The sequence below is a fragment of the Pseudomonas sp. GD03944 genome, from assembly GCF_029839275.1.
Lineage (GTDB): Bacteria > Pseudomonadota > Gammaproteobacteria > Pseudomonadales > Pseudomonadaceae > Aquipseudomonas.
Window position 1 is genome coordinate 298,882 of sequence record NZ_JAOCAH010000001.1, and the last position, 25,452, is coordinate 324,333.

A 25,452-nucleotide genomic window follows, 5' to 3' on the forward strand; every position below is an offset into this window, starting at 1 on the left:
TCGACAATATGCCAACCCTGGCACTTGCACATGACACCAGAGTTATAGCCTGCCTGAAGCACCCTGCCTAGCGCAGCGCCCGGTCAGCGTGCGCAAAAGCGCCAGGCGCGGTGGATCTTCGGGTTGCGGGCGAAGTCCGGGTCGAGGGTCGTGGCGCTGATGTCTTCCACCGCGTAGCGCGTGCTCAGGCCCTCGTCGAGCAGGAACTTGCGGAAGTTGTTGGAGAAATACAGCACGCCCCCCGGCGCCAGGCGCGCCATGGCCAGGTCGAGCAATTGCACGTGGTCGCGCTGCACGTCGAACACGCCCTCCATGCGCTTGGAGTTGGAGAAGGTCGGCGGGTCGATGAAGATCAGGTCGTACTCGCCCCGGTCCTCGGCCAGCCAGGCCATCACGTCGCCCTGCTCCAGGCGGTTCTTGTCGGAGAAGCCGTTGAGCGACAGGTTGCGCCGCGCCCAGTCCAGGTAGGTCTTCGACAGGTCGACGCTGGTGGTGCTGCGCGCCCCGCCCTTGGCCGCGTGCACGGTGGCCGTGGCGGTGTAGCAGAACAGGTTGAGGAAACGCTTACCGGCGGCTTCCTTCTGGATGCGCAGGCGCAGCGGGCGGTGATCGAGGAACAGCCCGGTATCCAGGTAATCGGTGAGGTTGACCAGCAGCTTGGCGCCGCCCTCGCTCACTTCCATGAACTGGCCCTGGGTGTTCTGGCGCTGGTACTGCTTGGTGCCGGCCTGGCGCTCACGGCGCTTGATGATCACCTTGCTCTTGTCCACGTTCAGCGCCTGGGGAATCGCCGCCAGGGCGTCGAACAGGCGCGCCTGGGCCTTCTCCGGATCGATGGATTTCGGCGCGGCGTATTCCTGCACGTGCACCCAGTCCTGGTACAGGTCGACAGCCAGGGCGTACTCGGGCATGTCGGCATCGTACAGGCGATAGCACTCGACGCCGTCGCGGCGCGCCCACTTGCCCAGTTGCTTGAGGTTCTTCTGCAGGCGGTTGGCGAACATCTGCCCGCCTTCGCTCAGGCGCACCTGCTCGACGGGTGCGGGTGCCGGCTTGATCGGGTTGCCATTCCTGTTCAGTGCCGGCGCTTCGGCCTGCAAGGCATTCTGCTCGCGCTCACGTTCACGCTGCTCGGGGGTGCGGCGCTCGCCGGTGACGAACTGCTCGGGCTGCACCTTGATCAGCAGCAGCTTGCACGGCAGCGCGCCGTTCCAGAACGCGTACTGCTTGTGGCTGCGGATGCCCATGCGCTTGCCCAGGTCCGGGGCGCCGGTGAACACCCCGGCCTCCCAGCCCATGCAGGCCTGGCGCAGACGCTCGCCGAGGTTCTGGTAGAGGTACAGCAGGCTCGCCTCGTCGCCCAGGCGCTCGCCATAGGGTGGGTTGCAGATGACCAGGCCTTTCTGGTTCTGGTCCGGGCGCGGCTCGAAGGTCGCCACTTCGCCCTGGTAGACCTTGATCCAGTCGCTCAGCCCGGCCCGTTCGATGTTGTTGCGTGCCGGCTGGATCAGACGCGGGTCGGCTTCGTAGCCGCGAATCCACAGCGGCGGCTTGGCGAGCCCTGCAGCCGCGCGCGCTTCGGCCTCGGCATGCAACTTCTTCCATAGCGCCGGGACGTGCCCCATCCACTGGCTGAAGCCCCACTGCTCGCGGCTCAGGTTAGGCGCGATATCGGCGGCGATCATCGCCGCTTCGACGAGGAAGGTCCCCACACCGCACATCGGGTCGGCCAGGGCGCCGCCTTCGGCGGCAATCCGCGGCCAGCCGGCACGGATCAGCACGGCAGCGGCCAGGTTTTCCTTGAGCGGCGCGGCGCCCTGCTGCAGGCGATAGCCACGCTGGTGCAGGCTGTGGCCGGACAGGTCGAGGGACAGGATCGCCTCGCCGCGGTCCAGGCGCAGGTGCACCCGGATGTCCGGGTTGACCTTGTCGATCGACGGCCGCGTGCCGTCGGCCTGGCGCAGCTTGTCGACGATGGCGTCCTTGACCTTCAGGGCGCCGAAATGGGTGTTGTCGATGCCCGACCCGTTGCCACTGAACTCCACCGCCAGGCTGCCACTGGGCTCCAGGTGATCGAACCAGTCGACGTCCAGCACGCCCTGGTAGAGGCTCTCGGCGTCCTTCACCGGGAAGCGCTTGAGCACCAGCAGCACGCGGTTGGCCAGGCGCGACCACAGGCACAGCCGGTAGGCGGTTTCCAGTTCAGCGGTGCCGCGGATGGCGGACGTGTGCTCGCGCGCCTCCTCGAGGCCCAACTGGCCGGCTTCTTCGAGCAGAAGACCTTCAAGGCCTTTGGGGCAGGTGAGGAAGAGTTCGTAACGATCCGACATGTGGGGGTATCCAATACCTGAAACAGTGATGAGCGGCCGCATTAGACCCGGCACGGCTCAAAATAAGTGACAAAAAGTCACAGCGCGACCCTTCGTCGGAATAAATACGGCTCGCAATCGCAATCGATTCGCGACGGCACGGAGCCACTACATTCACCGCAAACGCCCGTGCGCCGTAGCCCGGGGATAACGCGGTGGCCCCGGAGGCGGTTTGGCTTATGGCCTCACCCGCAAAAGCGTTACGTCCTTATGACAAAACGATCATTCACAGCCTTACGGGCATTCGATAGAAATCTACCCATGCCCCCATCGCAACGACGGGGGCCAAGGAGGCCCGCGACGCCGGCAGCGGACTCCGTAGGCAGAGCGAACTCTGCCTGACCTCGCCTTGAGGTCCACGGGACATAACAGTCAACAAGTGAGGGCAACACCCTATGAGAAGACTTAAGCGTGATCCGTTAGAAAGAGCTTTTTTGCGCGGCTATCAGTACGGCATCAATGGTAAATCCCGCGAGCTTTGTCCCTTCACCCTTCCGTCTGTTCGCCAAGCCTGGTTGAACGGCTGGCGCGAGGGCCGTGGTGACAACTGGGACGGCCTGACCGGCACCGCCGGAATTCATCGCCTCAACGAACTTCACGCTGTCGGCTGACACAAGGAACCTACCGACTTCACAAGCACGCCCCAATTCGGGCGGCGGGCGCAAGCCCAGGGGCTCCCTCAGGGAGCCCTATTTATTTCCGGCCTGCGCAAGGCCACTCAGGCCTTGCGAGGCAACCCGGCAATCGCATCCACCGCTTCGCGAATCAGCGCCGGCCCCTTGTAGATGAAACCCGAATAGACCTGCACCAGGCTCGCACCCGCCTCGATCTTCTGCGCGGCATGCTGGCCTTCGGTAATCCCGCCCGCCGCGATGATCGGCAGACGCCCCGCCAGCTCCCCGGCCAATACCCGAACCGTGTGAGTGCTCTTGTCGCGCACCGGTGCACCGGACAGACCGCCGGCCTCGTCGGCGTGGGACAGCCCCTCGACGCCTTCGCGGCTCAGGGTGGTGTTGGTGGCGATCACCGCGTCCATGCCGGTTTCCACCAGCGCGCGGGCCACCTCGATGATCTCTTCGTCAGTCATGTCCGGGGCGATCTTGATCGCCAGCGGCACCCGCTTGCCGTGCTGCTGGGCCAGGTCTTCCTGGCGCTGGCGCAGCGCTTCGAGCAGTTGCTTGAGCGAGTCGCCGAACTGCAGGCTGCGCAGGCCCGGGGTGTTCGGCGAGCTGACGTTGACCGTCACGTAGCTGGCGTGGGTGTAGACCTTGTCCAGGCACAGCAGGTAGTCGTCCACGGCGCGCTCGACCGGGGTGTCGAAGTTCTTGCCGATGTTGATCCCCAGCACGCCCTTGTAACGGGCGGCCTGCACACGCGCCACCAGGTGATCGACGCCATGGTTGTTGAAGCCCATGCGGTTGATGATCGCCTCGGCCTCCGGCAGGCGGAACAGGCGCGGCTTGGGGTTGCCCGGCTGCGGGCGCGCGGTGACGGTGCCGATCTCGACGAAACCGAAGCCCAGCTGGGCGAACCCGTCGATGGCGTCACCGTTCTTGTCCAGCCCCGCCGCCAGCCCCACCGGGTTGGCGAAGGTCAGGCCCATCACGTTCACCGGCAGCGCGGCCGGGGCCTTGGTCACCAGGCCGTTCAGGCCCAGCCGGCCACCCGCGCCGATCAGGTCGATGGACAGCTCGTGGGAGGTTTCCGGGGACAGCTTGAACAACAGCTCGCGGGCCAGTGTATACATGGGCAGGCTTAGCTCGATCAGGACGGTGGGGACGAAAGCGGCGATTATACAGACCTGGCCGCCCAGCGGGCGATGCCTGCGCCCTTCAGGGCAAACGCTGCAGGCTGAGCAGTTCGCCGCTGGTGCTGAACTCCAAGACAAAGGCGCCGTAGACGCCTTCGTGGGCCAGGAACGGGCGCAAATGGTGGGCCGGCAGGTTCACCCGACGCCCATCGCGACTGCGCAACAGGATACGGTTGGCCTGCCCTTGGTAGACTGCGAGCAGCCGATCGGCTGAAATCGCGATATCCAGTACCAGACTGGGCATGGAGGCACCTTAAGCAATGAATGGGGCAAGTTTGCCACAGCCGGCGCCACAAGCCGGCAACAAACACCGTTACCTGGCCTGCAAAGCCTGTGCAGCACCAGCCCACCTCTGCCACACTGGTACGGGTGACCCTGGAGTTAGTACCCGGCCATGAGCCTGTCCGAGCAGCCATCGACCCTCAGCACACGTCTTGCCGCGCTGGCTCAGCGGCTGGGGCTGATCGGTCGTGCGCAACGCCAGATCCTGGAACGGGCCAGTCGCCTGCAGCTGCCGTTCAGCCCCCTGCCCGCCACCCGTGACAGTATCTTCTGGCAGGAAGGCCCGCCCCTGCATCAATTGGTCGACCTGCCCCGCGGCGCCCTCTCCGGCCCCGTGCAGGAAGACAAGGCTGAAGCGCACGCCGTGCTGGTCCGTGTGGTGAGCCTGATGGAACAGGAACTCAACGCCTTCGACCTGCGGATGATCGACGGCATCAGCGGCACCACCCCGGCACCGGTGCTCTTCAGCGATTTCGAAAGCTACGCCGCCAGCGACGCCTGCCGGCAGATCCGCATCATCAGCTACAAGGACTTCGTCAAGACCATCAGCCTGGCACTGCCACGCTTCCTGGCCGGCGAGCGCATCAACCTGTGCCAGGCCAGTTGGCACAACAAGCGGGTGTTCTGGGCCGACGACCACAACAGCCCGGCCTTCGCCTGCGCCATCGCCTATGCCCGGCGCCGCGGCCTGGAAATCAGCCTGCCGGCCAACCTCGCCACCTACAGCCTCAGCCAGCGCGGCATGAATGCCTTGCAGAACCAGTACCACGTGCTGGCCATGCCGGCCGCCGCCTGGAGCGACCCGGCGTTCATGGGGCTGCTGCTCGACAACCACCTGCCCTACGCGCGCCTGTCACTGCTGCGCAGTCCCGGTGCCCCCGAATTCCTCCTGCTGCCCAAGCACTCCGCTGACGCCACCGCCCTCGGCGAAGGCCTGCGCCTGGCAGGCGCTCCGGACGTGGTCGCGCACATCCACGCACTGTCCGGGCAGCCCCACAACTGACCCCTCAGAAACGCAAAGGCCCCGCACGGGGCAGTAATGTCGTTCACCTGAAAGGTAAAGCCGGTAAATGGATCGGGTCGCGTAAGTGGCGAGCCAACCAGGGGCCTGTGCGATGGATGAGCAAAAAGACCAGGCGCCTGTAGGAGCCGCGCCCCGCGGCGAATAGTGGGCACAACATGAATTGCGTTGAGTGGCTGAAATCGTTTCGCGCCGAGGACGACGCTCCTACACCCCAGCCTCCTGGCTCTGCGGACGAAATCCCCGGATGCAGGCCCAGAAAAATGCCGCTTCCTGGAGAAAAGGAAGCGGCATTTTTTATGTGAACAGCATTACGTCCATGCGGGGCTTTTCTTAGACAACCTCAGTCGGCTTCCTTGTCGCTCAACTCATCCAGGGTCGCCTGGTGGCGGCGCTGCCATTCGTCGATCGACAGACCGCTGTGCTCCAGCAATTCGGGGTTGTGCTTGACCAGGTACACCGCGGCCATCTGCGCCGAGTCGGCCACCTTGAACTCCAGGGCCTGGCGATCCACCGGGCCTTCGTAGGCGATCCAGCGGCTGAACTCTTCATACACGCTGCAGACTTTCTCGAAGTCCTCGTCGTGCATTTTCTGCAGGCCGTTCTCGATGTTCTCCAGACGCTTGGGCTTGATCCCGACGATCTCCGAGAACGCCGGCCGGCTGAGTCCCATGAGTTCGCGCAGGCCGCGCAGCCGCTCGCCGGCGGAGAAGAGAAAACGCTTCTTTGTCATGGTTGGTTACATCCGTGTCGTCGGAATATCAGCACAGCATTGACATACTAATTATTAGTAACTACAAATACGCCATGGACGAGATGACTCGCCCAGGACGCAGTCATGGTGCAGGAAGCCGAATGAAAGTGGAAGAACTGCTCGCCGAGCGTTTCGCTGGCTGCCCCCGCTACCTGACTGTGGAACGCTTCAGTGAACTTGCTGGGCTAAAAGGACACCAATGCTTAGTGGAACACTGGATAACAGAGGGCGCCCTGCCGACCTGCTGGTTCGGCCGTTACCGTTTGATCGATATGCAGGCGCTCCTGATCGCTATGAGCACCAATAAGGGGACTCAAGGATGAACCACAACGTTTACCCATCTCAAATCTGCGTTCACGCCGCTGACCTGTCACGGGCCAAGCGGGTGTACCTCACCGACGAAGAACGGACGGTCTTCGAGCACTTCGCCCAGATCGGCTACGTGACCTTCCACACCGACCGCCACATCGCCTCGTCGCGCACGCTCTGCACCTGCCGCCACCCGGCGCTGTTCGAGTTCTATTTCTACTACCGCTGGCTGCCGGAGAACCTGCACAACTTCAAGGTGCCACGCCGGCAGCAGGACATGGCGACTGGAACTTGACCGGAAAATCGTCGAAACCGGCATTCCAGACAGCTTTTGTAAAATATTTCACCTGTTGTTAGCGACAGGCCAATGGCAGTGTACGGCGCATTGTTCACCCACCGTGGAGCCTCATGATGCGCCGTTTGCTCACCCCCCTGCTGCTGGCCTGCAGCCTGCCTGCCCTGGCCAACGAAGCGCCGGTCTATGGACCGGAGCTCGAGGGTTTCGACTACCCCCATCCGGTCAAGCGTTTCGCCTTCGAATCGCAGGGCGTGAAGGTCCAGATGGCCTACATGGACGTTGAGGCCGAAAAACCCAACGGCCGTACCGTGGTGCTGATGCACGGCAAGAACTTCTGCGGCGCCACCTGGGAAGGCAGCATCGAGGCCCTGAGCAAGGCCGGTTACCGGGTCGTGGTACCGGACCAGGTCGGCTTCTGCAAATCGAGCAAACCGGCTCACTACCAGTTCAGCTTCCACCAGTTGGCCGCCAACACCCAGGCGCTGCTGGAAAGCCTCGACATCGACAAAGTCACGGTCATGGGCCACTCCATGGGCGGCATGCTGGCCACCCGCTTCGCCCTCTCCTACCCGAACACCACCGAACAGCTGGCCATGGTCAACCCGATCGGCCTGGAAGACTGGAAAGCCCTCGGCGTGCCGTTCATCAGCGTCGACCAGTGGTACCAGAGCGAGCTGAAGAGCACCGCCGAAGGCGCTCGCAACTACCAGAAGACCACCTACTACGCCGGCCAGTGGCGCGCCGAGTTCGACCGCTGGGTCGAGATGCAGGCCGGCATGATGCGCGGCGAAGGCCGTGAGGCCGTGGCGTGGAACTCCGCCCTGACCTACGACATGATCTACACCCAGCCGGTGGTCTACGAGTTCGACAAACTGAAGATGCCGGTGCTGCTGCTGATCGGCGAGCAGGACAACACCGCCCCGGGCAAGAACGCCGCCCCTGAAGAGCTGCGCGGCAAACTGGGCAACTACAAGGCCCTGGGCCCGGCCACCGCCGAGCGCATCCCGAACGCCACCCTGGTGACCTTCCCTGACCTGGGCCACTCGCCGCAGATCCAGGAACCGGATCGCTTTCACAAGGCGCTGCTGGACGGCCTTGCCAAGAAGTCCTGAGGCTTCTGAACGACAAAAGCCGCTCACCGTGATCCGGTTGAGCGGCTTTTTTGTGCCCGGGCTATCTGCCTGACAGACAGCCACCTGTAGGAGCGGCTTCAGCCGCGAGCTTTTCTCTGTCGTCATCCAGATGACCGGTTGTGGCGCAGATCAGAAGCTCGCGGGCAAGCCCGCTCCTACAGGGGATGCGCATGAGTCGCACCGGCGCTCAGCGTCCGCCATGGCCGTCGGTGCAATGCAGCGCTGCGGACAGACCCATTTCCGTGGGTGACGCGGAGCGTCACGGGATGCATGCCCACGCAGAGCGTGGGAACGATCAGCACACAGCCAAACGCGATCCCCGTAGGAGGGGCTTTAGCCGCGAGCTCTTGTCCGGGCCCCAAACACACAAACAAAAACGCCCGATGCAAGGCATCGGGCGTTTTTGTTTACAACAGGCACCTCTGAGCGGTTACCCCCTCAGAAGCCCTACGGGGCTGCAACCACTCAGTGCTGGGTGGTCTGGCCGCTCTGGGCCAGGTCCATCAGCTCGCGGTTGGCCACGGCGTACATGGCGTAGTCGGTGCCGGTGGCGGCCCGCAGGTCGGCCAGCATGCTCTTCCAGCGCTCGAACAGGCGACGGTGCTGTTCCAGCCAGACCGCTACCCGTGCGTCGATTTCCTCCGGTCCGTCGACCATCTGCAGCACCGACACGGTCATGGCGCGCTGCTGCCAGTCCAGGTCGTCGCGGAAGGCTTCGCGGGCCAGGGCCTGCCAGTTGCCGTCCACCGGCAGGTTGGTGATCTGCTGCAGGTACCAGGACAGCTCCAGCGCCCCGCCCACCGCGAAGTAGGCCGCCGCGACCCGCTCCGGCGCCTGGCCGGTGACGTCCGAGGCTTCGATGATCGGCAGCAAGGTGTAGAGGTGACCGGTGCCGGCCACCACCCGCGCCAGCACATCCGGCACGCCCGCCTCGACATACCCCTGGAAGCGCGCCAGCCACTGCTCGCGGGCCGGGCCTTCGAGCAGTTCGTCCAGGCGCAGGGCCAGGGCTTCGACACGGGGCGCGAAGTGTCCCACATCACGGGCCGCGTCCAGCTCGTTGCGGCGGCTGCGCAGGAACCAGCGGGTGGCCCGGCGACCCAGGCGCATCAGCTCGTCCATCAGTTGCAGCTGCAGGTCGGCCGGCACCTTATGGTCCAGCGCCTCGATCTGTTGCCACCAGTACGGCAGGCGGAACACGTCGCGCACGATGACATAGGCACCGGCCACGTTGGCCGCGCTCATGCCGGTGGACTCCTTCAGGCGCTGCACGAAGGTGATGCCCATGTGGTTGACCAGGTCGTTGGCGATCTGGGTGCTGACGATCTCGCGCTTCAGGCGGTGGCGACGCATCGCCTCGCCGAACTTCTTCGCCAGCAGCGGCGGGAAGGCGGTTTCCATCTCGCGGGCCAGGTACTCGTCGTCCGGCACCAGGGACTTGAGCAGCGACTCCTTGAGGTCGATCTTGCTGTAGGAAATCAGCACCGACAGCTCCGGCCGGGTGAGGCCGAAGCCCTTGGCGGCGCGCTCGTTGAGTTCCTCGTCGGACGGCAGGAATTCCAGGGCGCGGTCCAGCTTGCCCGCAGCTTCCAGCGCGGCCATCAGGCGCTTGTACTCGCCCATGCGTTCACGGGCACGACGCTCGGCCAGGGACAGCGCCTGGGTTTGCTTGTAGTTGTTGCCCAGCACCAGGCCGCCGACCGCGTCGGTCATGTCCGCCAGCAGCTTGTTGCGCTGCTTGCCGGTCATGTCGCCAGCGGCAACGATCTCGTTGAGCAGGATCTTGATGTTCACCTCGTGGTCGGAGCAGTCCACCCCACCGGCGTTGTCGATGAAGTCGGTGTTGCTCTTGCCGCCGTTGAGGCCGTACTCGACGCGGCCCAGCTGGGTCATGCCGAGGTTGCCGCCCTCGCCCACCACGCTGGCACGCAGCTCGTGGCCGTCGACCCGCAGGGCGTCGTTGGCCTTGTCGCCGACGTCGGCATGGCTTTCCCGGCTCGACTTCACGTAGGTGCCGATACCGCCGTTCCACAGCAGGTCCACCGGCGCCTTGAGCAGCGCGTTGAGCAGCTCGGTCGGGGCCAGCTTGTCGGCACTGATGTCGAAGCGCTCTTTCATTTCCGGGCTGATGGCGATGCTCTTGGCGCTGCGCAGGAAGATGCCGCCGCCCGCGGAAATCAGCGAGGTGTCGTAGTCGGCCCAGCTCGAACGCGGCAGGTCGAACATACGCTTGCGCTCGACGAAGCTCTTGGCCGCATCCGGGTTCGGGTCGATGAAGATGTGCATGTGGTTGAACGCGGCCACCAGTTGCAGGGTGTCCGACAGCAGCAGGCCGTTGCCGAACACGTCGCCGGCCATGTCGCCGATGCCGATTACCGTGACGTTGTCCTTCTGCACGTCGATACCGCGCTCGCGGAAGTGCCGCTGCACCGAGACCCAGCCGCCCTTGGCGGTGATGCCCATGCCCTTGTGGTCGTAGCCGGCGGAGCCGCCGGAGGCGAAGGCGTCACCCAGCCAGAAGCCGTATTCGCCGGCAATGCCGTTGGCGATGTCGGAGAAGGTCGCGGTGCCCTTGTCGGCCGCCACCACCAGGTAGGGATCATCCGGGTCGTGGCGCACCACGTTGGCCGGCGGCACCACGTCGCCGTCCTTGAGGTTGTCGGTGATGTCCAGCAGACCGCTGATGAAGATGCGGTAGCAGGCGATGCCCTCGGCCAGCACCTCGTCGCGCGAACCGCCCACCGGCATGCGCCGTGGCACGAAACCGCCCTTGGCGCCCATCGGTACGATCACCGCGTTCTTCACCTGCTGCGCCTTGACCAGGCCCAGCACCTCGGTGCGGAAGTCTTCCTCGCGGTCGGACCAGCGCAGACCGCCCCGCGCCACGTCGCCGAAACGCAGGTGCACGCCTTCGACGCGGGGGCTGTAGACGAAGATTTCGAACTTCGGCACCGGCCGCGGGATTTCCGGGATCAACCGCGGGCTGAGCTTGAAGCTGAAGTAGGACTTGGCCTGGCCGCCCTCGCCGGTCTGGTAGAAGTTGGTGCGCAGGGTCGCCTTGATCAGGTCCAGGTAGCGCCGCAGGATGCGGTCTTCGTTGAGCACCGCGACGTTGTCCAGCTCGGCGAGGATGGCCTGTTCGAGCTTCTGCTGCTTGTCTTCCAGGTCCTCGGCGGTGAGCTTGCGGGCCAGGTAGAAGCGCGTCTTGAACAGGCGCACCAGCTCCTTGGCGATGTCCGCGTGGTTGACCAGGGTGGCCGCGATGTAGCTCAAGTCGAAGCCCAGGCGGATCTGCTTGAGGTAGCGCGCGTAGGCACGCAGCAGCGCCACGTCGCGCCACGGCATGGCTGCGGTCAGCACCAGGCGGTTGAAGGCATCGTTCTCGGCGTCGCCGCCGACGATGTGCACGAAGGCATCCTGCAGGGTGTCGTTGAGCTGCTGGATGTCGACATCCAGGCCTTCGGCGTAGGTGAAGGCGAAATCATGGATCCAGAACTCGCGGCCATTAAGCTGGTGCAGGCGGTACGGGAACTCGCCCAGCACGCGCAGGCCGAGGTTTTCCAGGATCGGCAGCACGTCCGACAGCGGCAGCGGCGTGTCGGCGTGGTACAGCTTGCAGTGCAATTGCTGGCCGTCCTGGGACAGCGGCTGGTAGAAGCTCATCACCAGCGGCCGCTCGTTGCTCAGGCTCAGCAGGTGCTGCATGTCCACCACTGCCGAGTGCGGCGCGAAACGCTCGCGGTAACCGGCCGGGAAGCCACCCGGGAAATCGGCCAGGACACTGGTGCCCTTGGCCTCGCCGAAGCTTTCCACCATCAGGTTGACGTAGTCGTCCTTCCACGAACGGCAGGCCTGGATGACTTCCTTCTCCAGGCGCGCGGTGTCGATCTGTACCTTGTTCTTCGGGTCGACCCGCAGGATGAACTGCACCCGCGCCAGCACCGACTCGGAGAAGAAGGTCCAGAACTCGCAATCGGTGGCCTGCAGGCGCTCCATCAGCACCTGCTGGATCTTCAGGCGGGTTTCGGTGGAGTACACGTCGCGCGGCACGTAGGCCAGGCAGTAGCAGAAGCGGCCATAGGGATCGCGGCGCAGGAACACGCGGATCTTGTTGCGCTCCTGGATCTGCACGATCGACATGGCGGTGCTGAACAGCTCGTCCACCGGGGTCTGGAACAGGTCATCGCGCGGCAGCACTTCCATGACCTGGGCCAGTTCCTTGCCCAGGTGAGCGCGGGCGTCGAAGCCCGAACGCTGCTCCACCGCCGCCACCTTGCGGCGGATGTAGGGAATGTCCCACACGCTCTGGGCATAGACCGCCGAGGTGTAGAGGCCCATGAACCGGCACTCCTTGACCACCCGCCCCTTGCTGTCCAGTTCGCGCACGGACACGAAGTCCGGGTAGGCCGGACGGTGCACGCGGCTCGGGATGGCCGCCTTGGCGAACGACAGCAGCAGCGGCTCGCGCAGGTAGCTGACCGCCTCCGGCTCGATATGCAGCTCGTCGCGGGTCAGGCCGGTGCGCAGGCGCTTGGACAGGCCCAGCAGCGAGGATTCGTCATAAACGATGGTGCCACCGTCCGGTGCATCGGCGACGGTGAATTCTTCATAACCGAGGAAGGTGAAGTGGTTGTTGGACAACCAGCCCATGAACACCTTGATTTCTTCCAGCTCGGCGCCTTCGACCTTGAGCTTGGCCTTGCCCAGCCAGGCCAGCAGTTCCTGGGCCTTGGCCTTCATCGGTTCGAAGTCGGCGACGCTCAGGCGCACGTCCTCGAACACGTCGTGCAGGGATTTCTCCAGGCTCTTGAGCTCGGCCGCGCTGGCGCAGCGGTCGATCTCCAGGAACATCAGCGCTTCCTGCTGCACGTCCTTGCCCTGGGTGCCCTTGGGCAGCACTTCCTGCAACTCGCCCTTCTTGTTGCGGCGCACGCTGAACACGCTGTTCTGCAGGGTGTGGATGCTGTAGCCGCGGCGGTTCAGTTCCATGCGCACCGAGTCGACCAGGAACGGGATGTCGCGGTGCAGGATTTCCACCGCGGTGTGGGTGGACTGCCAGCCGTGCTTCTCGTAATCGGGGTTGAACGCGCGGACCACCGGCTGGCTGGGGTCGAAGCGCTCCAGCAGGCGCCAGGACGACAGCGTGCAGCCGACCAGGTCGGACAGCCGGCGTTGGGTGAGTTCTTCCAGGGCGATGATGCCGAAGAATTGGTCGGCGAACAGCGCGACTTGTGGCAACGCCTGTTCACTGACGTGCTGCGCCAGGGCCGCTTGCAGTTGGTGCTGGAAGTCGGCTTTGCTAGCCGCGGTGAAGAACGCCATGGTTGTCTCCGTTTTTGGGCTTGTTAGTGCGGATCGTGTTGCATGTCCTAGATCAACCTTAGACCGGGGTTCACAGGTCGTTGGAAAACGAAGGCGAGACAGGCAAGACAAGGCAAAAATGGCCGGGTGAAACGGGCATTGCGCGCAGCGGATGGGCACTCGGGGGGCATTTTTGACGCTGTAATGCCAGCGCAGGCGGTTTTCGACAACCTGTTGCTGGGCAGCGGTCCTCCAACATGAAAGGCTGAGCATGACTCGATGGTCACAGGTGCCGAACGAGCTTAACGGCAGTGCATGAACCTACGCTTGCCGTCGCGCGACATTTTCGTTCACCCCTGCTCGCCCCCTGTAGGAAAAGGCCCCTCGCAGCGTGCTGGGAGGGGCCTTGGTGACCGGTGAAGGGGTCAACTGGCGGTCATGGCGTCAGGCAGGGCCAGCACGATCTCGGGGAATACCGTGATCAGGCCGGCCATGAACACCAGCAGCAGGAAGAACGGGAAGCTGGCCTTGGCCACCGTCCACATGTCCTTGCCGGTGAGGTTCTGGATGACGAACAGGTTGAAGCCCACCGGCGGCGTGATCTGCGCCATCTCCACGGTGAGGATGATGAAGATGCCGAACCACAGCAGGTCGATCCCCGCCGCCTGCACCGCCGGCAGGATCACCGCGGTAGCCAGCAGGATGATCGAGATGCCGTCCAGGCAGCTGCCGAGGATGATGAAGAAGATCATCAGCGCCGCGAGCAGCACGTAGGGCGACATCTGCTTGGCGATGATCCAGTCGGCCAGTGCCGCCGGCAGCCCGGTGAAGCTCATGGCCGCGGTCAGGTAGGCCGCTCCCAGCAGGATGAAGAAGATCATGCACGAGGTGCAAACGGCCCCCAGCAGGCTCGACATGAAGGTGTCCACCGTCAGCGAACGCGAGTACAGGGCGATCAGCAGTGCCCCGACCACACCCAGCGCGGCCGCCTCGGTGGCCGTGGCGATGCCGCTGTAGATAGACCCGATCACGGCGATGATCAACAGCACCACCGGGATCAGCAGATGGGCACGGCGCAGCTTTTCCCGCAGTGGCAGCGCGGGTTCTTCCTCGGGCAACTGGGCGGCATTGAGCCTGGACCAGATCATCAGGTACCCAGAGAAGATCGCCAGCAGCAACAGGCCAGGCAGGATGCCGCCGATGAACAGACGCGATACCGAGACCTGGGCCCCCACGGCGTAGACGATCATCATGATGGAGGGCGGGATCAACAGGCCCAGGGTGCCGGCACCCGCCAGCGAGCCCATGGAAATGCCTTCCGGGTAGCCACGGGATTTCAGCTCCGGCAGCGAAATACGGCCGATGGTGGCCGCCGTGGCGGCGGACGACCCGCTGACCGCGGCGAAGATGCCGCAGCCCAGCACGTTGACGTGCAGCAGGCGGCCCGGCAGGCCGCGCACCCAGGGCGACAGCCCCTTGAACATGTCTTCCGACAGTTTGGTGCGATAGAGGATTTCCCCCATCCAGATGAACAGCGGCAACGCCGTCAGGGTCCAGCTGGCACTGGCGGTCCAACTGCCGGACGCGAGAATGGAGCCGGCAGGCGCCCCCCCGAACAGCTCCATGCCGATGATGCCGACACCGAGCAGCGACAGGGCTACCCAGACACCGCCGCCCAGCAGCGCGAACAGCGCCACCAGCAGGGTGATTCCGATGATTGTGTATTCCACGGTCAACTCACTGTGATCGGGTGGCCTCGGCCACCGTGGCTATTGGGATGGCTCATTCGCTCATCACGCCCGGGGTGTCGTCTTCGAACCGGCGGCCCTTGCACACCAGCACCAGGCGCTCGGTCATGGCGATCACCAGGATCGCGGTGCCCAGCACCATCGGCAGCTGGGGAATCCACATCGGGATGGGCAGCAGGCCGGAGGACACTTCCTTGAATTCGTAGGACTCGAGCACGAACAGCGCGCAGTACCACGCCAGGTAGGCGGCGATCACCAGCCCGACGACATTGCTCAGCACCTCGACGGCGAACAGGCTGCGGCGTGGCAACACGCGAAACAGCAGTTCGACGCGAATGTGCGCGCCGCGCATCAGGGCGTAGGGCAAGGCCAGGAAACCGGAGGCCGCCATGCAATAGGCCGCGAATTCATCGGTCGACGGGATCATCGTGCCGAACTGCCGGGCCAGGATCTGCGCGACGATCAGCACGCAGATCAGGATCAGGAACACGCCGGCCAGCAGGCCGGACAGGGTGTACAACTTACGGAGCCAACTCATGGCGCAAACGCCTCGCACGCAGAGGGAGCGAGGGACAAGGTGCTGCACCTTGCCACTCGGGGAGTGAAACGCTCATCGACGGTGATGCGGGGTACGCCGGGCGCGCCCCATGCCCGCCCTTACTGACGGTAGGCCTCGATGATCGCCTTGCCTTCGGCGCCGGTGCGCTCCAGCCATTCGGCGGCCATGGTCTCGCCAATCTTCGCGAAACCGACCTCGACCTCCGCCGGCGCGTCTTCACTGACCTGCATGCCCTTCTCGGCCAGGGTGGCGACCAGTTGGCTGGTCTCGGCCTGGGCGGCAGCCCAGCCCTGCTTCTCGGCACGCTCGGCGGCAGCCAGCACGGCCTGCTGGGAGGCTTCCGGCAGGCGGGCGAAGGCACGGGCGTTGACGATCACGAAGTTCTTCGGAATGAACGCCTTCACGTCGTAGTAGTACGTGGAGAAGTCCCAGGCCTGGGTGTCCACGCCGGTGGTCGGCGAGGTCAGCATGCCGGTGATCATGCCGGTGCTGAATGCCTGGGGCACTTCACCGGTGTTGATCACCGTGGGGATGGCGCCCATCAGTTCGGTCATCCGCGAGGTGGCCGGGTTGTAGGCGCGGAACTTCATGCCCTTGAAGTCGGCCATGGTGGTGATCGGGGTCTTGGTGAAGATGCTCTGCGGCGACCAGGGCATGGCGTACAGCAGCTTGACGCCCTGCTTGGCCAGGCGCGCTTCCACCGCCGGCTTGCTGACTTCCCAGAGCTTCTGGGCATCGGTGTAGTTGCGGGCCAGGAACGGCACGCTGTCGATCTCGAAGATGGCGTCTTCGTTGCCCAGCACGGACATCAGCACTTCACCGACCTGCACCTGGCCGGTCTGCACCGCCCGCTTGACCTCGGGGCGCTTGAACAGCGAGGAGTTGCTGTGCACGCGAATCACCAGCTCGCCCCCGGTGGCGGTGGACACGTCTTCGGCGAACGACTTGGCGACCTTGGTCAGCGAGTTGCCATCGGGCTGCTCGACGCTCATGTTCCAGCGCTCGGCGGCCTGGGCGGACATCGCGCCAAAGGCAAGCACGCATGCCATGGCCGAGAGGGCAAAACGGAACGGGGCTTTCTTCATGGTGTTCTCCTGATCATTATTCTGTGTACTGGCCACGGGGGTGAGCGCCAGTGTTGGGGAAGACGATTCGAGTCTCAGTGGATCGCCACAGGCTGTCCAACTAGAAAAACCGGGGGCACATGATCGGAATTCGTTATGAGACGAAACGAGACGACCCGGTCCATCGCGCACCACATTGGTGCGCTTTCGACCCATCCAAGATGCGAACGACGCAACGGCTCAAGCCCGGCCTTCCCCGGACTCGAGCGGCATGAAATAAGGGGGATACGGGACGCGGAGGCCGGGCACATCAGCACCCGGCCAGGCCCATAGCGGCCGCTCAGGCGGTGGCCGTCTTCTGTTCGCTGACCGGGGTGGCCAGCGACATCATGCGTTCGCCCATCCGCTCGCCGTACTCGACCAGCACCTCGCAGGCCAGGGCGATGATGTCCTCGCTGAGCTCCAGGCCGACCCCGGTGCGCCAGGTGGCCACCACGTTGAGCGGCGACGGTTGCGGCACGCCCTGGAGGATGGTCAGCACGTCGCGCTTGATCTCTTCGCTGACCAGCGCCGCCGGCAGCGCGCCGATGCCGAAGCCATCGCGGATCAGGCGCGTCATGGCCGCCACCGAGTTCACGCAACTGATACGCGGGGCGCTGACGTTGCCCGCGTGCAGCAGGTTGAGGATGTCCTGGTGCGGCCGGGAATTCCTGGAGAAGGTAATGATGCGTTCCTTCGCCAGCTCATCCATCGAACCGTAGTCCCGGTCGTACAACGACCCGGTCGGCACGATCCACTGCACCGGGAAACTGGCCAGTTCCAGGTTGCGCACGCTGTCGCCGTGCACCATGTCGGTCTGGAAGATGATGTCCAGGTAACCCTTCTGCAATTGTTCGCTGAGGTTGCGCGCGGTGTCGGCGGTCAGCTCGATCTCCACCGCCGGATAGCGCTCCATCAGCTTTGTTACGAAGGGACTCAACCAGGTGTGAATGACGGTATCCATCGCCCCCACACGGATACGCCCCTGGATGTTCCCGGTGTCGCTGATCGACTGCTTCAACGCCTGCATGGTATCGATCATGCGCTCGGCATATTCGAGCACCTTCTGCCCCTCGGGGGTCAGCGATACGCCCTTCGAATCACGCAGGAACAGGCGCGTGCCCAATTCGTCTTCCAGCGCGGCAATCCGGCTGGAAATGGAAGCCTGGGTGCTGAACAGTTTTTCCGCCGTGAGGCGAAAACTCTTCAGCCGTGCCACCCAGACAAAGGTCTCGAGAAATCTCAGGTTCATGGCCGACTCGACCCTCTGTGCATTGACGTTCCACGGCTCACATGAGCACGCACCAACCGCTCGATAAAGCACGTTGCATGCCAGCGAACCGCTCGCGCATGGCACACCGGCGCATCGGTTTTTCTTATCGGCCACCCCCGTTTTTTCTCGTTGGACGCTCGCGCAACGCGCTTCCAAGAATGCGCCGGCGGTATCGACGCCCCCGTGAGGTCCTCGGTCTTGCGGGGCCCGGCGATACGCCTGCCCTGATAACAACAACTACAGATCGCGCTCTGCCAAGCAGCTGGCCCAGGCCGCTGTGCGCTCATCACCAGGAGACAATCGCATGACCCCAACCCATCGCATGGCGGCGCTACTGCTCGCCAGTGGCCTCCCCGGTCTGGCTCACGCCGACTTCATCGACGACAGCAAGGCCAGCGTCGAACTGCGCAATTTCTACTTCAACCGCGACTTCCGCCAGGAAGGTGCACGGGACAAGGCCGAGGAATGGGCCCAGGGTTTCCTGCTGCGCCTGGAGTCCGGCTACACCGAAGGCACCGTCGGCTTCGGTGTCGACGCCCTCGGCATGCTCGGGGTCAAGCTCGACTCCGGCGACGGCACCGCCGGCAGCGGCCTGTTGCCGGCGGACGGCTCCGGCGGCTCGCAGGATGAGTATTCCAAGCTCGGCCTGACCGGCAAGGTCAAGGTCTCCAACAGCACGCTCAAGGTCGGCGCCCTGCACTTCCGCAGCCCGATCGTCTCGGCCAACGACTCGCGCCTGCTGCCGCAGACCTTCCAGGGGGCACTGCTCAACGTCCAGGAGATCGACAACCTGATCGTCCAGGGTGGCCAGATCAACCGCATCAAGGCCAACAGCTCCACCGACTACACCAAGATGAGCGCCAACCGCATCGGCGGCACCAGCGACGACTTCGTGTTCGGCGGCGCCGACTACAAGATCACCCCGGCCCTCACCGCCGGCCTGCACTACGGCAAGCTCGAAGACATCTACCAGCAGTACTACGGCACCCTGAGCCACCTGTTGCAGCTGGGCGAGGGCCAGTCGTTCAAGACCGACCTGCGCTACGCCAGCAGCCGCGAGGACGGCAACTTCCGCGACATCGACAACCGGGCCTTCGGCGCGATGTTCACCTACAGCCTGGGCGGCCACGCCGTGGGCGCGGGCTACCAGCGCATGAGCGGCGACGACCCGTTCCCGTACATCGCCAGCAGCGACCCGTTCCTGGTCAACTTCGTGCAGATCAACGACTTCGCCAACATCGACGAACGCTCCTGGCAGGTGCGCTACGACTACAACTTCGCCGCCATGGGCATTCCCGGCCTGACGTTCATGACCCGCTACATCTCGGGCGACAACGTGCAGGTCGGCGCCAGCAACGGTGGCAAGGAGTGGGAGCGCAACACCGACATCGGCTACGTGTTCCAGGAAGGCGCACTGAAGAACCTCGGCGTGAAATGGCGCAACGCCACGGTTCGCTCCAACTTCGGCAACGACCTCGACGAAAACCGTCTGATCCTCAGCTACAGCCTGGCGCTCTGGTAACAGGCCCGCCCACGGTCGGCCCGAGCGGCTGGCCGTGGGCGCTTACCCCCTCACCGTTGACCCTGCGTCAAAATGGTGCTCAAGTTGTACGACAACCTGCCGACTCTTGGGCATATAACAATGACAATGGCGCGAAGGAGTTACCGTGCAGTTCTTCCTATCCTGGCAACAGAAGTTTCGTCTGCTGATCGCGATCACCCTGCTCAGCCTGGGGCTGATGGCCGCGGCCTCGTTGTGGGCCAGCATGCAATTGAGTGCCTCCCTGCAAGCCCGTGAAGATGCCCGCGGCTACGCCAGCGCCACCACCTCGCTGATGAACGAGTGGCTGAAGATCGCCGCCCTGCGCCAGCAGCTCAATCCGCAGAACCAGGCGCGCTATCAGGAACGCCTCGGCCTGCTCGAACAGCAAGCCCAGGCCCTGGTGACCACCGCCGACACCCTCGGCGACAGCGCCGTCAGCCAGAGCGCCCAGGGCCTCGAAGCCTCGCTGCGCGAGGAAGTCGCCCAGCAGCGCGCCTGGCTGGCCCTCAACCAGCAGCTCGGCCTCAGCCCCTTCGAGGGCAAGCGTCAGGCACTGGCCACCACCGCCAAGGACCTGGAAGCGATCACCATCAGCCTGATCCAGCCGGACATCGCCGCCGCCCTCAGCAACCAGCGCGACTACCTGGCCAGCTATGACCTGGCCTACGCCGAACAGGCCCAGGCTGCCATCGATGGCCTGCTGGCCAAGATCGTCGACCTGGAGTGGCAAGAAACCCAGATCGGCACCAACGCTACCCTCTTCAGCCAGGCCTTCACCGAGGCCCACGGGCTGATCCGGCAGATCCGCAGCGGCAACCAGCGCCTTGGCGAACTGGCCCAGCAGATCGAACAACAGATCGACACCCAGACCAGCATGCTCGACAGCGGCATCCTGGCGCGCACCGAACGCGAAGCCCAACAGGCCCGCAGCTCCAGCCACTGGATCATGGGCCTGAGCTTCGCCGCCGTGGCACTGTTCCTGACCCTGACCCTGAGCCAGGCGTCGCGGACCCTGGTGACGCGCCTGCAAGCCGTCACCGCGCTGATGTCCCAGGCGGCCTCGGGCAACCTCACCGGCACCCTCGCCGTGGGCAGCAACCCCAAGGACGAGTTCAACCAGTTGGGCGATGCCTGCAACCGCATGATCCAGGGCATCAGCCGCATCGTCCGCCAGGTGGTGGAAGCCAACCGCGAGCTGAGCCAGCTGCACAACTACCTCAACGACTCGATGCGTCACCTGGGCGACAACAGCAGTCAGGTGGAAATCCAGACCGAACAGGCCGCCTCGGCCTCCCAGCAGATTTCCGCGACCATCAACGAGATGGCCCAGCGCACCTCCGATGTCGGCAGCGCCACCCACACCGCCTACGACTCGGCACGCCAGGGCAGCACGGTGATCGACGCCAGCGTCGGCAGCATGCGTCGCCTGTCGCAGCTGATCCAGCAGACCCATGCCCAGGTCGAACTGCTCGGCCAGTCCAGCAGCAAGGTCAGCGGCATCATCGACGTGATCAACAGCCTGGCCGACCAGACCAACCTGCTGGCGCTCAACGCCGCGATCGAAGCGGCCCGCGCCGGTGACGCCGGGCGCGGCTTCTCGGTGGTGGCCGACGAGGTGCGTTCCCTGGCGCAGAAGACCGTTTCGGCGACCACCAACATCGCCACCATCGTCGGCGAGTTCCGGGAACAGACCCAGAGCATGCATGCCCTGATGAACGACGGCATGTCCCTGGCGGCCGAGAGCGAGGACCATGCCAGTCAGGTGGCGGCGTCCATCGCCCAGATCACCTGTTCCATGGAACAGCTCACCGGCGAGATGAACCAGGTGGTGGTCGCCATCGAAGAGGTCTCCACCACCACCGAAGACATCGCGGTGAAGATCGAGGAAATCAACGTACACACCGGGGAAACCAAGACCCTGCGCATGACCCTCGACCAGCACACCCGCAGCCTGTCGGCCCAGGTCGAAGCCCTGAGCCTCAGCGCCCGTCAGTTCCAGCTCTGAGCCGACCGCCCGCAGCCCGTGCTGTCGATACATCCCAACGCCCTGCCCTGCAGGGCGTTGTTCGTCATGCCCCCGTCAGAAAACACCCCCGGCCGGGATGGGGCCGACCGGGGGTGAGCGCAAGCGTTTCTGCGCGAAGGAGCAAAAACCACAGCGTCACTTTCCGGACTGCGCCTGCGCCCGTCCAACGAGAAAAACCGCGGGTCGCCCATCGAAAAAACCGAGCGCCCGGCGCGCCGTGAAGGGCAATGCGCGGCCTTCGGGCGGCTGCGCGACGCCATCGGGTTTTCCTATCTCCTGCGGTCATTTTTTATAGTTGGACGCTCGCCCCCTCCCCCCTCAAGAATGCGGCACATAATCGATAAACACGGCCGCCTGGGCTCCATCAGGCTCGCCATACGAGGCGGCAGCGCGCCGCCAAGAGGAATCGCCTTGAACAGCCTGCTCCTGAATTGCGATATCGGCGAAAGCTTCGGTGCCTGGACCATGGGCCTGGATGCCGAGGTCATGCCTTTTATCGACTGTGCCAACATCGCCTGCGGCTTCCACGCCTCCGACCCCAGCACCATGCGCAAGACCGTGGCCTTGGCGGTGGAGCACGGTGTGCGCATCGGCGCACACCCGGCCTACCCTGACCTGGTGGGCTTCGGCCGCCGCTCCATGGACTGCACGCCCCAGGAAGTCGAAGACCTGCTGCTCTACCAGGTCGGTGCCCTCGAAGCGATGTGCCGCCGTCATAGCACTGAAGTGACCTACGTGAAGCCGCACGGCGCCCTGTACCAGGACATGATGCGCAAGCCGCAGATCCTGCGTGCCGTGATGCGTGCCATCGCCAGCTACGACAAAAGCCTGCCGCTGATGCTGATGACCACCCGCGACAACAGCGCCGCCCAGGCCATCGGCGACGAATTCGGCCTCACCCTGTGGTTCGAGGCCTTCGCCGACCGCGCCTACGACGCCGCCGGCTACCTGGTCGCCCGCAGCCAGCCGGGCGCCGTGCACCATGACAGCGAGATCATCGTCAACCAGGCCATCACCCTGGCCCGGGGCGAGCCCCTGGTCGCCAGCGACGGCAGCAGCCTGCCGCTGCAGGCCCAGACCCTGTGCGTGCATGGCGACAACGCCAGCTCGGTGGCGGCGGTCCGGCGCATTCGCGAAGCCTTCGACGCACTGGGCCAGGCATGACTCAGCGCCCGGTTCCCCGCCTCGAAGTCGCCGGTATCGACAGCCTGATCCTGCGTCTTTTCGAGCAGATCGACGAAGCCAACATGCCCTGGATCCTGGCCGCCAGCCAGGGCCTGCGCAGCCGCTTCGGCGCGGCGCTGATCGACCTGGTGCCGTCCTACACCACGCTGCTGCTGCACTACGACCTGCAGCAGCTCGACACGCTGCAGGCCCAGGCCCTGATCGCCGAGGTGTTCAGTGACCTGCAGCCGGTGGCCGGCGGCGTCGGTCGTTGCCACAGCCTGCCGACCTGGTACGACCGCCGCGTCGGCCCGGAACTGGGCCTGCTGGCGCAGCGCAGTGGCCTCAGCGAAAGCGAGGTCATCACCCGGCACAGCAGCCACGAATACCAGGTGTTCGCCCTGGGCTTCGCGCCCGGCTTCGCCTTCATGGGCCTGGTCGACGAGATCCTCGCCACCCCGCGCCTGAGCACCCCGCGCAAGCGCATCGCCCCTGGCAGCGTGGGCATCGCCGAACGCCAGACGGCCGTGTACCCGGTGGTCTCGCCGGGCGGCTGGAACCTGCTGGGGCGCTGCCCGAGCAAACTGTTCGACCGCAGCATCGAGGGCTACAGCCTGCTGCAACCCGGCGACCGGGTGCGCTTCGAACCCATCGACCACGCCGAATTCATCCGCCTCGGCGGCGACGACAGCCCGCTGGAGGCGACCCCATGAGCCTGGAGGTCATTCGCAGTACCCCCTTCATCCAGCTGCAGGACGGCGGTCGTTTCGGTGTCCGTCACCTGGGTGTGACCCAGAGTGGTGCCCTGGACTGGGTGTCCCTGTACTGGGCCAACTGGCTGCTGGGCAACCCGCTCGCCGCCGCCGTGCTGGAAATCCCCCTGGGCGGCCTGGAGCTGCACTGCCAGCAGGACGCGACCCTGGCCCTGGCCGGCGCCGACCTGGGCGCAACCCTCGACGGCCAGCCCCTGGCCCCCTGGCGCAGCTTTCGGGTGCGCCAGGGCCAGCAGCTGAAGTTCGCCCAGCCACGCCAGGGCGCCCGCGCCTATCTGGCGGCCCCCGGCGGCTTCGAGGCGCCCCAGGTGCTCGGCAGTTGCGCCAGCGTGGCCCGTGAAGAACTCGGCGGCCTGCAGGGCAATGGCGCGCCCATCGCGGCTGGCGATCAGCTGCGCTGGTCCGGCCAGGCCGAGGCACTGCGCGAGGTGCCGACCAGCCTGGTGCCTGTATTCGGCGCCTCCCCGCGCCTGGAACTGGTGATGGGCGCCCAGCACAGCGACTTCAGTGGCCAGAGCCTGTTCGACGTGTTCAACAGCGCCTGGAAGATCGACCTGCGCGCCGACCGCATGGGCGTGCGCCTGCTGGGCCCGGTGCTGCAGTGCCAGCGCACCACCATGGTCTCCGAGGGCATTCCCCTGGGCGCCGTGCAGGTGCCGCCGGATGGCCAGCCGATCATCCTGCTCAACGACCGCCAGACCATCGGCGGCTACCCGCGCCTGGGCGCCCTCACCCCGCTCGCCGTGGCGCGTCTGGCGCAGTGCCTGCCCGGTGAAACCCTGCAGTTGCGGCCGATGCTGCAGGCCTCGGCCCAGGACGCCCACCGTGCCCTGCTCGGGCAATGGCAGGCCCGCTGACAGGTTTTGTCTCAGGCTTCTGACAAGGATGCCGAGTCGTGCATAGCCGGCACCTCGGCAAATGCTTTAAAGTCGGTGTTCTGCGCGTGCGGTCGGCCCATCGGGGCGACACGTACGCCGAACCCGGCCGTCGCACGACGAGCACCTTCCTTCAGTAAAGAGCCCAACGATGGAACACCGTGAAGCGCTTGTCGCCCTGCGACAGTTTCTTTCAAGCCAGATCCTCGGTCAGGAAAAACTCGTAGAAAGGTTGCTGATCGCCCTGCTCGCCGATGGCCACATGCTGGTCGAAGGCGCCCCCGGCCTGGCCAAGACCAAGGCGATCAAGGAGCTGGCCGAAGGCATCGAAGCCGAGTTCCACCGCATCCAGTTCACCCCCGACCTGCTGCCGGCCGACATCACCGGCACTGAGATCTACCGCCCGGAAACCGGCAGTTTCGTGTTCCAGCAGGGGCCGATCTTCCACAACCTGGTGCTGGCCGACGAAATCAACCGCGCGCCGGCCAAGGTGCAGTCCGCCCTGCTCGAAGCCATGGCCGAGCGCCAGGTGTCGGTGGGCCGCAGCACCTACGACCTGTCACCGCTGTTCCTGGTGATGGCCACCCAGAACCCCATCGAGCAGGAAGGCACCTACCCGCTGCCCGAAGCCCAGCTCGACCGCTTCCTGATGCACGTGAAGATCGGCTTCCCCGACGCCGCCGTGGAACGCAAGATCCTGCTGCAGGCCCGGGGCGAAGCCCTCAACGGCGAAACCAAGCCGGAGCACCGGGTCAGCCAGCAGGCGATCTTCTCCGCCCGCAAGGAAATCCTCGGCCTGTACATGGCCGATGCGGTGGAGGAATACCTGGTGCAGCTGGTCATGGCCTCGCGCACCCCGGGCAAGTTCGACCCGGAACTGGCCGAGTGGATTTCCTACGGCGCCAGCCCCCGTGGCTCCATCGCCCTCGATCGCTGCGCCCGGGCCCACGCCTGGCTGGCAGGGCGTGATTTCGTCAGCCCGGAAGACATCCAGGCCGTGCTGTTCGACGTGCTGCGTCACCGCATCATCCTGTCGTTCGAGGCGGAAGCCGCCGGTATCGACCAGGACCGGGTGATCCAGCGCATCCTCGACGTGGTCGCCGTCGCCTGA

General features: G+C 65.0%; 20 protein-coding genes. 11 read left to right on the forward strand and 9 right to left on the reverse strand.

Annotated features, from left to right (window positions below; genetic code table 11):
- Positions 1–83: 83 nt before the first annotated feature.
- The gene (rlmKL, locus tag N5C28_RS01435; protein ID WP_279819276.1) at positions 84–2,330 is read right to left on the reverse strand and encodes a bifunctional 23S rRNA (guanine(2069)-N(7))-methyltransferase RlmK/23S rRNA (guanine(2445)-N(2))-methyltransferase RlmL; all 2,247 of its coding nucleotides are present in this window, start codon (positions 2,328–2,330) and stop codon (positions 84–86) included.
- 434 nt (positions 2,331–2,764) lie between these two features.
- Between rlmKL and rmf the strand changes: the two genes are divergently transcribed.
- Positions 2,765–2,980, forward strand: coding sequence for a ribosome modulation factor (gene rmf / locus N5C28_RS01440; RefSeq protein ID WP_003244273.1), 216 nt, complete (start codon positions 2,765–2,767; stop codon positions 2,978–2,980).
- Between the two features lie 107 nt (positions 2,981–3,087).
- On the opposite strand, the gene N5C28_RS01445 is transcribed toward rmf, so the two are convergent.
- Both N5C28_RS01445 and N5C28_RS01450 read right to left on the reverse strand, forming a co-directional pair.
- The gene (locus N5C28_RS01445; RefSeq protein WP_279819278.1) at positions 3,088–4,116 is read right to left on the reverse strand and encodes a quinone-dependent dihydroorotate dehydrogenase; all 1,029 of its coding nucleotides are present in this window, start codon (positions 4,114–4,116) and stop codon (positions 3,088–3,090) included.
- A gap of 85 nt (positions 4,117–4,201) precedes the next feature.
- Entirely contained in the window at positions 4,202–4,423 is a 222-nt protein-coding gene (locus N5C28_RS01450) for a DUF2835 domain-containing protein (protein WP_279819280.1), read from the reverse strand.
- A 150-nt stretch (positions 4,424–4,573) separates the two neighbouring features.
- Between N5C28_RS01450 and N5C28_RS01455 the strand changes: the two genes are divergently transcribed.
- A complete protein-coding gene (locus N5C28_RS01455; protein WP_279819282.1) occupies positions 4,574–5,464 on the forward strand; it encodes a DUF6685 family protein in 891 nt (296 codons plus the stop codon).
- A gap of 361 nt (positions 5,465–5,825) precedes the next feature.
- On the opposite strand, the gene N5C28_RS01460 is transcribed toward N5C28_RS01455, so the two are convergent.
- Complete coding sequence (locus tag N5C28_RS01460) at positions 5,826–6,215, reverse strand: helix-turn-helix transcriptional regulator (protein ID WP_279819283.1); 390 nt, start codon at positions 6,213–6,215, stop codon at positions 5,826–5,828.
- Positions 6,216–6,337: 122 nt separating this feature from the next.
- Between N5C28_RS01460 and N5C28_RS01465 the strand changes: the two genes are divergently transcribed.
- From N5C28_RS01465 to N5C28_RS01475, 3 genes are all read left to right on the forward strand, one after another.
- Positions 6,338–6,559: a DNA-binding protein gene (locus tag N5C28_RS01465; RefSeq protein WP_279819285.1), complete on the forward strand. Its 222-nt coding sequence runs from the start codon at positions 6,338–6,340 to the stop codon at positions 6,557–6,559.
- The gene (locus tag N5C28_RS01470; RefSeq protein WP_279819287.1) at positions 6,556–6,840 is read left to right on the forward strand and encodes a hypothetical protein; all 285 of its coding nucleotides are present in this window, start codon (positions 6,556–6,558) and stop codon (positions 6,838–6,840) included. The genes N5C28_RS01465 and N5C28_RS01470 overlap by 4 nt, the downstream gene beginning before the upstream one ends.
- A 116-nt stretch (positions 6,841–6,956) precedes the next feature.
- On the forward strand, positions 6,957–7,955 hold the full coding sequence (locus tag N5C28_RS01475) for an alpha/beta hydrolase (RefSeq protein ID WP_279819290.1): 999 nt from the start codon (positions 6,957–6,959) through the stop codon (positions 7,953–7,955).
- Positions 7,956–8,441: 486 nt separating this feature from the next.
- Here N5C28_RS01475 and N5C28_RS01480 read toward each other — a convergent pair whose 3' ends face one another.
- From N5C28_RS01480 to N5C28_RS01500, 5 genes are all read right to left on the reverse strand, one after another.
- Positions 8,442–13,298 (reverse strand): NAD-glutamate dehydrogenase, encoded by a 4,857-nt coding sequence (locus N5C28_RS01480; protein ID WP_279819292.1) that lies wholly within the window; start codon positions 13,296–13,298, stop codon positions 8,442–8,444.
- Positions 13,299–13,702: 404 nt separating this feature from the next.
- On the reverse strand, positions 13,703–15,007 hold the full coding sequence (locus tag N5C28_RS01485) for a TRAP transporter large permease subunit (RefSeq protein WP_279819293.1): 1,305 nt from the start codon (positions 15,005–15,007) through the stop codon (positions 13,703–13,705).
- A 52-nt stretch (positions 15,008–15,059) separates the two neighbouring features.
- The gene (locus tag N5C28_RS01490; RefSeq protein ID WP_279819296.1) at positions 15,060–15,563 is read right to left on the reverse strand and encodes a TRAP transporter small permease; all 504 of its coding nucleotides are present in this window, start codon (positions 15,561–15,563) and stop codon (positions 15,060–15,062) included.
- A 119-nt stretch (positions 15,564–15,682) separates the two neighbouring features.
- Positions 15,683–16,669: a TRAP transporter substrate-binding protein gene (locus tag N5C28_RS01495; protein ID WP_279819298.1), complete on the reverse strand. Its 987-nt coding sequence runs from the start codon at positions 16,667–16,669 to the stop codon at positions 15,683–15,685.
- A gap of 319 nt (positions 16,670–16,988) precedes the next feature.
- Positions 16,989–17,939, reverse strand: a complete 951-nt coding sequence (locus N5C28_RS01500) for a LysR family transcriptional regulator (protein ID WP_279819302.1) — start codon at positions 17,937–17,939, stop codon at positions 16,989–16,991.
- A 325-nt stretch (positions 17,940–18,264) separates the two neighbouring features.
- Between N5C28_RS01500 and N5C28_RS01505 the strand changes: the two genes are divergently transcribed.
- The 6 genes from N5C28_RS01505 (at position 18,265) to N5C28_RS01530 (ending at position 25,452) form a co-directional block, all read left to right on the forward strand.
- On the forward strand, positions 18,265–19,482 hold the full coding sequence (locus tag N5C28_RS01505; RefSeq protein WP_279819304.1) for an OprD family porin: 1,218 nt from the start codon (positions 18,265–18,267) through the stop codon (positions 19,480–19,482).
- Between the two features lie 145 nt (positions 19,483–19,627).
- Positions 19,628–21,508, forward strand: a complete 1,881-nt coding sequence (locus tag N5C28_RS01510) for a methyl-accepting chemotaxis protein (RefSeq protein WP_279819306.1) — start codon at positions 19,628–19,630, stop codon at positions 21,506–21,508.
- Positions 21,509–21,940: 432 nt separating this feature from the next.
- Positions 21,941–22,693, forward strand: coding sequence for a LamB/YcsF family protein (locus N5C28_RS01515; RefSeq protein ID WP_279819308.1), 753 nt, complete (start codon positions 21,941–21,943; stop codon positions 22,691–22,693).
- The gene (locus N5C28_RS01520) at positions 22,690–23,406 is read left to right on the forward strand and encodes an allophanate hydrolase subunit 1 (protein ID WP_279819310.1); all 717 of its coding nucleotides are present in this window, start codon (positions 22,690–22,692) and stop codon (positions 23,404–23,406) included. Before N5C28_RS01515 ends, N5C28_RS01520 begins: the two co-directional genes overlap by 4 nt.
- Entirely contained in the window at positions 23,403–24,323 is a 921-nt protein-coding gene (locus tag N5C28_RS01525) for a biotin-dependent carboxyltransferase family protein (protein WP_279819312.1), read from the forward strand. Before N5C28_RS01520 ends, N5C28_RS01525 begins: the two co-directional genes overlap by 4 nt.
- Positions 24,324–24,492: 169 nt before the next feature.
- Positions 24,493–25,452 carry a MoxR family ATPase gene (locus N5C28_RS01530; protein ID WP_279819315.1) on the forward strand — a complete coding sequence of 320 codons (960 nt, stop codon included), beginning with the start codon at positions 24,493–24,495 and terminating at the stop codon, positions 25,450–25,452.